Genomic DNA, 8,929 nt, shown 5'->3' on the forward strand with positions numbered 1-8,929 from the left:
ACGACCACGCCCTTGGGCCGCCCGGTGGACCCGGAGGTGTAGAGGACGTACGCGGCGGAGCACGGGGCGGTGGTCGCCCCAGTGAGGCTCCCGGTGCCGACCGGCCCGTCCAAGGCGACAGAGGCGGTGCCCGAAGCACCGGAACCACGGAGTCCCACTCCGGAACCGCGAACGCCGGGCGCATCCCCGGCATCACGTTCGTCATCCGTGTCAGCGGCGTCGGCATGCACATCACGCACATCAGGCACGGCATCCGCCGACGCCTCACGGGACATCGCGCCCTGGTCCCGGCGGGGGCCGTCCTTCCCGCCGCCGACCTGGATGGGAGCGCCGGTCGGGCCCTCCTCCATGCCGTCGACGACCAGGCGCTCGATGTCCTCTGGCACGGCCTTGTCCGCGCCCGGAGCGGTCACGGCCAGGCGCGCCCCCGAGTCGGACAGCATGTACGCGATCCGGTCGGCCGGGAACTCCGGGTCGACCGGGAGGTGGGTCGCCCCGGCCCGGACGGCTCCGAGCAGGGCCGCGACCAGATCGGAACTCCTCGGGAGCACCACGGCCACGACGCTCCCCGCTCCCGCGCCGTGGGAGCGGAGTGCCGCGGCGATCTCCCCGGAGCGGGCCCACAGCCCCGCGTAGGTCAAGGTCCCGTCGCCCGCCTCCACGGCCACGCGGTCCGGGTGGTGCGCCACGGCGGCCGCCACCCGGTCGGCCACGGTCCCCTCCGGGACCGGGCGCGGGTCGGGCACGGCGGTCAGGCGGCCGATGGCGTCAGGGGCGACCAGGTCGAGGGCTCCGACCCGGAGTGCGGCGACGGCCCGACCGGCCGCCGTGTCGGCACCAGTGCCGGCACCGGTGTCGGCACTGACCGCCACCGGTCCCTGTTCGGCAGGCGTTCCGTTCCCGGCATGCGCCGAGCACGGTCCGGCCGGGGCCGAATCGCCCGAGCCGCCGGTCGTCGCGCCGTCGGCCGCGGGATCCGGGGCCATGGCCTCCGGAGCGGCCGCGTCAGGAGCAGACAGCGCCCCCTCCACCAAGCGGGTGAACTCGGCCAGGCGCTCCCTCGCATCGTCCTCGGTGTACCGGGCCGGGTTGGCGTTCAGCTCGAAGCCCAGCCCTCCGTCCGCGGCCGTGTGGACCGACAGCGACACGTCGTCCACCGGCCCCTCCGACAGGGTCCGGACCGACGCCTCCAGCCCCTGGAACGGCAGCGCGTAGTCGAATGCCTTGATGTTGACCATCGGCCCGTACAGCCCCGCCGCGCGTCCCACCAGGTTCAGGTCGCGCCGCACGTCCTCGGCCCGGTACCGCTGGTGCGCCCGCAGCCCCGCCAGCGCCTCCTTCGTCCGGCCGATCACGGCGCCCACGGTGTCCCCCGGCGCCACCGCCACCCGCAGCGGCAGCACGTTCACCACCATCGAGGGGGTCCGCAGCGCCGCCGAGCCCAGCCGGTTCATCACCGGCATCCCGAGCACCACGTCCCGCGCCCCGGTGCGGCGGTGCACATAGCAGGCGACCAGGGCGGTCAGCGCCTCGGCCCAGCCCGCACCGGCGGCCGCGGCCGCCTCCTCCACGCGGGCCCTGCCCTCGGCGCCGATCCCGGACCGGGCGCGCACCGCCCGGCGGGGCGCGGCGGGGGCGGCCTGCGACAGCAGCGCCGGCTCGGGCCGCCCCTCCATGGCCCGCGCCCAGTACGCGCGGTCGTCCTCGCGCCGGTCGGAGGCGTCGTAGGCCTCCTCCTCGGCGACCACCTCGCGCAGCGGCCGGAAGCCCCGCCCGGCCTCGCGGCCCCCGCCGAGCGCGGTGTAGTGGGCCGCCGTGCGGCGGGTGATCGCGGCGACCGAGTAGGCGTCCACCAGGATGTGGTGGAACCGCTGGTACCACAGGTGTCGGCCGTCGCCCACCCGGTACAGGGTGAACCGGTACAGCTCCCCGCCGAACAGGTCGGCGGGCGTGTCCATGTCGGCGAGCATCGCCTCCAGCGCGGCCGCCTCGGGGTCGGGGCGCCCGCGCAGGTCGACCAGGTCGACACGGCCCTCGCCGCCGCCCGGCGCGTGCACCGCCTGGCGCGGCACCCCGCCCTCGTCGACGATGCGCGTGCGCAGCGCGTCGGCTTCGGCGGCCACCGCCGCCACCGCCTCCTGGAAGCGGCCCACGTCCAGGTCCCCGCGCAGGTCGACGTACTGGCCGACGTTGTACACAGGGTTGCCGGGGTCGACCTGCTGGGCGTACCAGACCCCGCTCTGCGCTCCGGTGAGGTCGCTGCGGCGGTCACGGTCAACGGTCATGGGTGCTGCTCCGGGTGAGGGCGGTGGCGGTGGGATGCGCGGGCGGGAACGGCGGGGGAACGGCGCGGGCGGGAACGGCGCGGCGGGTCAGGAGAGCAGGCGCGCCCAGGCGGCGATGGTGGGGGCCTCGGCCAGCTCGACGAAGTCGGTCTCGGCGCCGTCGGTGCGCCACTTCTCCACCAGGCTCATCAGGCGGATCGAGTCCATCCCCCGGTCCAGGAGGTCCTCGTCCTCGGCCAGGGAGCCGGGCTCCTCCTCCAGGACGGCCTCCACGTCGGCACGAACCCGCTCGGGGGTGAAGGGCGCGCTCTCGGCTTCGGTGCTCATGGTCTCCTCGCTTTCGGTGGGCGGTACGGGAACGGGCGGTGGGCCCCTCCGCTGTTGATCTCGGGAAAAGCGACGCTAGAACCGCGCTCGTAGCGTCGTTTCTCCCGAGATCACCGGGAATCCGGGCGGGGGCGCCTCAGGCGGGCGCGGGGGTGCGGGCGCTCAGCGAGTCGAGGATCTCCCCGGTGCGCACCGCGATGTTGGACAGCAGCGTCGAGGAGATGCCGTGCGTGTGCTCCGTGCCGCCCTGCAGGTAGATGCCGCAGGTGACCTCGTCGTCGGTGGCCACGCGGTAGTCGCGGCCGACGGCGGGGCGGCCGCGCTCGTCCTCCACCACGTGGGCGGCCAGCGGCCCGAGCAGCCGGCGCGGGTCGACGGGCCGGTAGCCGGTGGCGTAGACGACGTAGTCGGCCCGCAGCGGCACCTGCTTGCCGGTGGGCAGGTGGTCCAGGGTGAGCGCCACGCCGTCGGGGCCCTCCTCCACGGCCGCCACCCGGGACAGGTTGTGCAGCACCAGCCGCTCGGTGCCCAGCACGCGGTCCTGGTAGGCGGCCCGGTACAGGGCGTCGATCAGGTCGGGGTCGACCACCGAGTAGTTGGTGTTGCGGTGGTAGCCGAGGATGTCGTCCTTGACCGGCTCCGGCGAGGTGTAGAACGCGTCCACCGCCTCGGGGTCGAAGATCCGGTTGGCGAAGGGGCTGTCGTCGGAGGGGCTGTAGCCGTACCGGGAGAACACGGCGTGCACCTGCGCGCCGGGGAAGCGCCGGTACAGGTGGTCGGCGACCTCGGCGGCGCTCTGCCCGGCGCCGACCACGGCGAACGAGGCGGGGGCGGCGCCCGCGCCCAGCCGTTCCAGCTCGTGCAGCAGGTACTCGTTGTGCCAGACCCGCTCGCCCATGCCCACGCCCTCGGGCATGCGCGGCTCCAGCCCGGGGGCGACCACCAGGTTGCGGGCGCGGGTGCGGTGCTCGGCGCCGCCCGCCTCGCGCGCCACCACGTCCACCGCCCACACGCGGCCCCCGGCGTCGCGCACCGGCTCCACACCGGTGACCTCCGAGCCGTAGCGCACGTGCTCCGACAGGCGCCCGGCGCACCAGGCGAGGTAGTCGTGGAACTCGCTGCGCAGCGGGAACAGCGTCTTGTGGTTGATGAAGTCGTGCAGGCGCCCGGCGTGGTGCAGGTAGCTCAGGAAGCTGAAGCCGCTGGCCGGGTTGCGGGTGGTGACCAGGTCCTTGAGGAAGGACACCTGCATGGTGGCGTCCTCCAGCAGCATGCCGCGGTGCCAGCCGAACCCCTCCTGGCGCTCGTGGAACACCGCGCTCAGGTCGGGGCGGTCGGGGGCCTGCCGCCACTCCTCCAGGGCGATGGCGAGGGCGACGTTGGAGGGGCCGAATCCGATGCCCGCCAGGTCGTGGACGGGGTTCTGCGGGGACGTGGTCACGTGGTTCCTTTCGGGCGGGCCGCGCGGTCGGCGCGGCGGTGCGTTCGGTCGGCGCTCATCCCAGGGGCGCGGGCGCGGCGCCCGCCGCCGCCAGGGCGTCGGCCGCCGACAGGGCGGCCCCGCAGCGGCGGGCGGCGTAGCGCACGGCGAAGTGGTGGTCCTCGGCCGTGAAGTCGGCCATGGCGTCGGCGACGAAGAACGGCCGCACGTCGCGCATGAACGCGTCGGCGGCGGTGAGCAGGCAGCCGATGTGCGCGTAGACGCCGGTGACCAGGAGCTGGTCACGGCCCTGGGCGGCCAGGCGGTCGGCCAGGTCGGTCCCGGAGAAGGCGCTGTAGCGGCGCTTGACCAGGACGGTGTCGCCCTCGCGGGGGCGCACCGCGTCGTCGATGGCGGTGTGCTCGGGCACGTCGCGCATGCCCGCCCCCCAGAAGTCGATCTCCAGGCCGCGCTCCTCGGGCGCCATGCCGCCGGGCTTGGCGGTGTAGACGACGGGGGCGCCGGCGGCGCGGTAGGCCTCGGTGATGCGGGCGATGTTGCGGACCGCGGTGGCCAGCGGCTCGGCGCCGGGCGCGAACGGGCGCAGGAAGTAGCGCTGCATGTCGTGCACGAGGACGGCGGCGCGGGCGGGGTCGGGCTTCCAGGGGGCCCGGTTCTCGGGCAGCCGGTCGGCCGCCGGGGGCGGGTAGGGGGCGATCTGCGGCAGGGACATCGTCGGGCGGTCTCTCTCCTCGGGCGGTCTCACGCCTGCCCGGCGGGGCGGGCGGCGGCGTCGGCGATGGCGGCGCGCAGGTCGCGGCGGCTGACCTTGCCGACCCCGGTGGCGGGGAAGGCGGGCACCACCTCGACGCGGTCGGGGATCTTGTAGGAGGCCAGGCCGCGGCCGCGCAGGAAGCGCAGCAGGGCGGGGCGGGTGAGCTCCCCGGCGCCGTCGCGGGGGATGACGTAGGCGCAGGCCCTCTCCCCCAGGTAGGGGTCGGGCATGGCGACGACGGCGGCGTCGTGCACGCCGGGGTGGGCGAGCAGGTGGTCCTCGACCTCGTCGGGGGCGATCTTCTCGCCGCCGCGGTTGATCTGGTCCTTGACCCGGCCCTCCACGACGAGGTGGCCGGTGGGGGTCAGCCGCACCACGTCCCCGGTGCGGTAGAAGCCGTCCCGGGTGAAGGCGCGGGCGTTGTGCGCGGGGGCGTCGTAGTAGCCGCGGATGGTGTAGGGGCCGCGGGTGAGGAGTTCCCCGGGCTCGCCGGGGGCGGCCTCGGCGCCGTCGGGGCCGACGATGCGGAGCTCGTCGTCGGGCGAGATGGGGCGGCCCTGGGTGCCGGTGACGGTGGCGTCGTCGTCCTCGGGGCGGGTGTAGTTGACCAGCCCTTCGGCCATGCCGAAGACCTGCTGCAGGCGGCAGCCGAGCACGGGGGCGACGCGGCGGGCGGCCTCGGGGGCGAACTTGGCGCCGCCGACCTGGAGCGTGCGCAGGCTGGACAGGTCGCGCCCGGACTCGGCGCCGCCGTCGGCGGCGTCCAGCCACAGCATCGCCACCGGGGGCACGGCCGCGGCGAGGGTGACCCGTTCGGCCTCGATGAGCCGCAGGCAGGTGGCGGGGCTGGGGTCGGGGGCCAGGACGACCGACCCGCCCGCGTGCATGACGCCGAGGAAGCCGGGCGAGCTCATCGGGAAGTTGTGCACGACGGGCAGCGCGCTCAGGTACACGGTGTCGGGGGTGAGCTCGCAGATGTCGGCGCTGGCCCGCACCGAGTACAGGTAGTCGTCGTGGGTGCGGGGGATGAGCTTGGGCAGGCCGGTGGTGCCGCCGGAGAGCTGGAAGAACGCGGCGTCGCCGGGGTCGGGGGCGGCGAAGACGGTGGGGTCGACGGTGTCGGAGCGCAGGTCGGCCAGGGGGCGCACCCCGTCGCGGGGGGTGTCGGCGGCCGCGGGGGCGGCGTCGACGACGTGCGGGCGGGGCCCGGCCGCGGCCGCGGCGACCTCCAGGGCCGTGCCGACGTGGTCGAACCCGCCGCCCGAGGCGGTGACGAGGGCGCGGGCGCCGGTGGCGGCGGCCAGGTGGCCGACCTCGGCGGAGCGGTGGGCGGGCAGCGCGTACACCGGCAGGGCGCCGATGCGGAAGAGCGCGAAGGCCACCTCGAACACCTCGGGGGTGTTGGGCAGCTGCACCACGACGGGGTCGCCGGGGCCCAGATCGAGGCGGCGGGCCAGGCCGGTGGCCAGTCGGTCGGCGCGCTCGTCCAGGTCGGCGTAGGTCCAGCGCTCCTCGGCGGCGACGACCGCGGTGCGGCCGGCGAAGCGGCGGGCGCGGTCGCGCAGGAACGCTCCCAGGGTCTCGCCCGTCCAGTACCCGGCCGCGCGGTAGCGTTCGGCGAACTCCTCGGGCCAGGGGGTGCATCCGGGGCGCATGGGCGGGGTCTGCCTTCCTCGTCGTCGTCGGTGGGGGCGGGGCGGTCAGAGGCGCTGGTTGACGCCCAGGGCGAGCAGCAGGGTGCGCAGCTTGGCGGAGGTCTCGGCCAGCTCTTCGGCGGGGTCGGAGCCGTCGACGATGCCGCCGCCCGCGAACAGGTCGAGGGTGTCCCCGGCGATGTCGGCGCAGCGGATGGCCACCGCCCACTCCCCGTCCCCGTCGGCGCGGGTGTAGCCGACGGCGCCGGTGTAGAAGCCGCGGTCGAAGGGCTCGACCTCGGCGATGGCGGCGCGGGCGGCCCCGGTGGGGGTGCCGCACACCGCCGGCGTGGGGTGCAGTGCGGCGGCGAGCTCGACCGACGGGGTGCGCCGATCGGCGAGGGTGCCGGTGACGCGGGTGGACAGGTGCCACATGGTGGCGGTGCGCACCAGCTCCGGCTCGGCGGGCGCCTCCACGCCGGTGCAGTAGGGGCGCAGGCCGTCGGCGACCGCGTCCACGACCAGGGCGTGCTCGCGCCGGTCCTTGGCCGAGGCGAGCAGCTCCACGGCGTTCTGCTGGTCCTTGGTGGGGTCGGCGCTGCGCGGCCGGGACCCGGCCAGCGGGTTGGAGACCACGGTGCCGCCGCGCTTGGACAGCAGCAGTTCGGGGCTGGCGCCGACGAAGGTGCGTGGGCCGGGCACCCCGCGCGGCGGCAGGTCCACGGCGAAGGTGAATCCGGAGGGGTCGCGCCAGGCGAGGTTGCGCAGCACCTGCCCGGCGTCGACCGGGCCGGGGCCGGTCATCCGCAGGCACCGTGCCAGGACCACCTTGTCCAGCGGGGTGCCCGCACCGCCGCCCAGGGCCGCCAGTACTTCGGCGACGGCCTTGCGGTGGGTCTCGGGTTCGGGCACGGCTTCGGCCCGCCAGGGGCCGGGCAGCGGGCGGCGCTCCCCCTCGGGCGGTGCGGGCGCGTCGGCGGCCGGGCCCGCGGTGCGCAGGGCGGCGGGCACCACCAGGCGGGCGGGGGCGCCGGGGGCGAAGGGGATCGCGCCCATGGCGACCGGGTCGGGCGCCCGGCCGGAGGCCTGCACCGCGTCGAGCATGGCGGGCACGTGGGCCGGGTCGTCGGCGGCCTCCAGCACGCCCTGTCCCAGGAGGGTGCGCTCGGGGGTGGCGATGAGGGCCGCTCCGGGGGTGTAGGCGGCGAGCAGGTCGGCGGAGGCGTGGGGCACCGTGGGGCCTTTCTGTCAGGCGGCGCGCCGCCCCGGGCGAGGAGGTGGGCCTCCCGGTCGGCGGCGGGGTCGGCGGTCAGGTGCGCGGGGTGGCGCCGCCGTCCACGCGCAGGTCGTGCAGGGTGATGTGGCGGGCCTCGGAGGAGGCGAGGAAGCGCACGGCGGCGGCGATGTCGGCGGGGTCGGCCAGCCGCCCCAGGGGGATGCCGGCGCGGAACCGGTCGGGGGACCCGGCGATGACGGCGGCGGCGCCGTCGGGGCCGGACCACATGCCGCGCTGCATGGGGGTGTCGGTGGAGCCGGGCGAGACGACGTTGCAGCGCACGCCGAGCGGGGCGAGCTCCACACCGAGGGCGCGGGTGAAGGAGGAGGCCGCGGCCTTGGAGGCGCCGTAGGCGGCCAGGTCGGCGCGGGGGGTGTCGGCGGCGTTGGAGCCGACGGTGGTGATGGTGCCGGAGCCTCGCGGGGCCATCCGGCGGGCGGCGGCGCGCAGCACGTGGAAGGCGCCGGTGGCGTTGACCGCGATGAGGTCGGCCCAGTCGGCGTCGGAGGTGGCGGCCCCGGGGCCGGTGCGGAGCACTCCGGCGACGCTGACGGCGTGCTCGACCGGCCCCAGGGCGCGCTCTGCGGCGTCGAAGGCGTCCTCCACCGCGGCGGCGTCGCGCACGTCGCAGGGGTAGGCGCGGGCGGCACCGCCGCCCGCGGCGATCTCGGCCACGGTCGCGTCGAGGGGCTCCTTGGCCGTGTCGAGGGCGGCCACACGCGCCCCGGCATCGGCGAACGCGCGGGCGACGGCCCGGCCGATGCCCTGCGCGGCCCCGGTGACCAGGGCCACCGTCCCCTCGATCCCGTTGTGGGACACGAACTCCCCCTCGACATGAATAAGGGCAAGCATCCCCTTACTAAGGCAATGCTTACCTAAGCGACCGCCCGTCAGTCTGGAGTGGCGGCACAGACGGTGTCAACCCACCCGAACCGGACGCACACGCCCCGCACACACGGACACCCCGGCCGCACGCCCGACGACCTGGGGAAATGATGTAAGGCAAGCCTTACCTGACCGAATTCGGTCGGATAACTCACTCCCCCGACCGGGCGGCGGGGCTTCGGACGCCAGGCGGACGGCGACAACGACGAAGGGCGGCGGCGCTTACGGCAGCGTTGTCGACCGCCGGGCAGGTACGTGGTCACCGTGACGGGCGGCGACGGCGGAGCTGGTACCCCGCTCATGGGCCCCTGCCGGGCGGCGGGTCGT

Annotated in this window: 7 protein-coding genes; all 7 read right to left on the reverse strand. The window is 76.0% G+C overall.

Translation table 11 applies throughout. The features are described from left to right. On the reverse strand, positions 1–2,285 hold a 2,285-nt coding region (locus O4U47_RS30745), incomplete at its 3' end, for a condensation domain-containing protein (protein WP_270681510.1). A gap of 87 nt (positions 2,286–2,372) precedes the next feature. Then, a complete protein-coding gene (locus O4U47_RS30750) occupies positions 2,373–2,612 on the reverse strand; it encodes a phosphopantetheine-binding protein (protein ID WP_270681511.1) in 240 nt (79 codons plus the stop codon). A gap of 136 nt (positions 2,613–2,748) precedes the next feature. Further along, positions 2,749–4,053 (reverse strand): lysine N(6)-hydroxylase/L-ornithine N(5)-oxygenase family protein, encoded by a 1,305-nt coding sequence (locus tag O4U47_RS30755; RefSeq protein WP_270681512.1) that lies wholly within the window; start codon positions 4,051–4,053, stop codon positions 2,749–2,751. Between the two features lie 55 nt (positions 4,054–4,108). Next, complete coding sequence (locus O4U47_RS30760) at positions 4,109–4,765, reverse strand: isochorismatase family protein (protein WP_270681513.1); 657 nt, start codon at positions 4,763–4,765, stop codon at positions 4,109–4,111. Positions 4,766–4,794: 29 nt separating this feature from the next. After that, positions 4,795–6,462 (reverse strand): (2,3-dihydroxybenzoyl)adenylate synthase, encoded by a 1,668-nt coding sequence (locus O4U47_RS30765; protein WP_270681514.1) that lies wholly within the window; start codon positions 6,460–6,462, stop codon positions 4,795–4,797. Positions 6,463–6,507: 45 nt separating this feature from the next. Continuing rightward, the gene (locus tag O4U47_RS30770) at positions 6,508–7,674 is read right to left on the reverse strand and encodes an isochorismate synthase (RefSeq protein WP_270681515.1); all 1,167 of its coding nucleotides are present in this window, start codon (positions 7,672–7,674) and stop codon (positions 6,508–6,510) included. A 76-nt stretch (positions 7,675–7,750) separates the two neighbouring features. Next, entirely contained in the window at positions 7,751–8,536 is a 786-nt protein-coding gene (locus O4U47_RS30775) for a 2,3-dihydro-2,3-dihydroxybenzoate dehydrogenase (RefSeq protein WP_270681516.1), read from the reverse strand. Between the last annotated feature and the right edge of the window lie 393 nt (positions 8,537–8,929).

Source organism: Nocardiopsis suaedae (genome assembly GCF_027706745.1).
Taxonomy (GTDB): Bacteria; Actinomycetota; Actinomycetes; order Streptosporangiales; family Streptosporangiaceae; genus Nocardiopsis_A; species Nocardiopsis_A suaedae.

What these genes read in the sequence shown, in the direction of transcription:
- O4U47_RS30750 (WP_270681511.1), bottom strand. Translation starts at nt 2,612, where the DNA reads ATGAGCACCGAAGCCGAGAGCGCGCCCTTCACCCCCGAGCGGGTTCGT.
- O4U47_RS30760 (WP_270681513.1), bottom strand. Translation starts at nt 4,765, where the DNA reads ATGTCCCTGCCGCAGATCGCCCCCTACCCGCCCCCGGCGGCCGACCGG.
- O4U47_RS30765 (WP_270681514.1), bottom strand. Translation starts at nt 6,462, where the DNA reads ATGCGCCCCGGATGCACCCCCTGGCCCGAGGAGTTCGCCGAACGCTAC.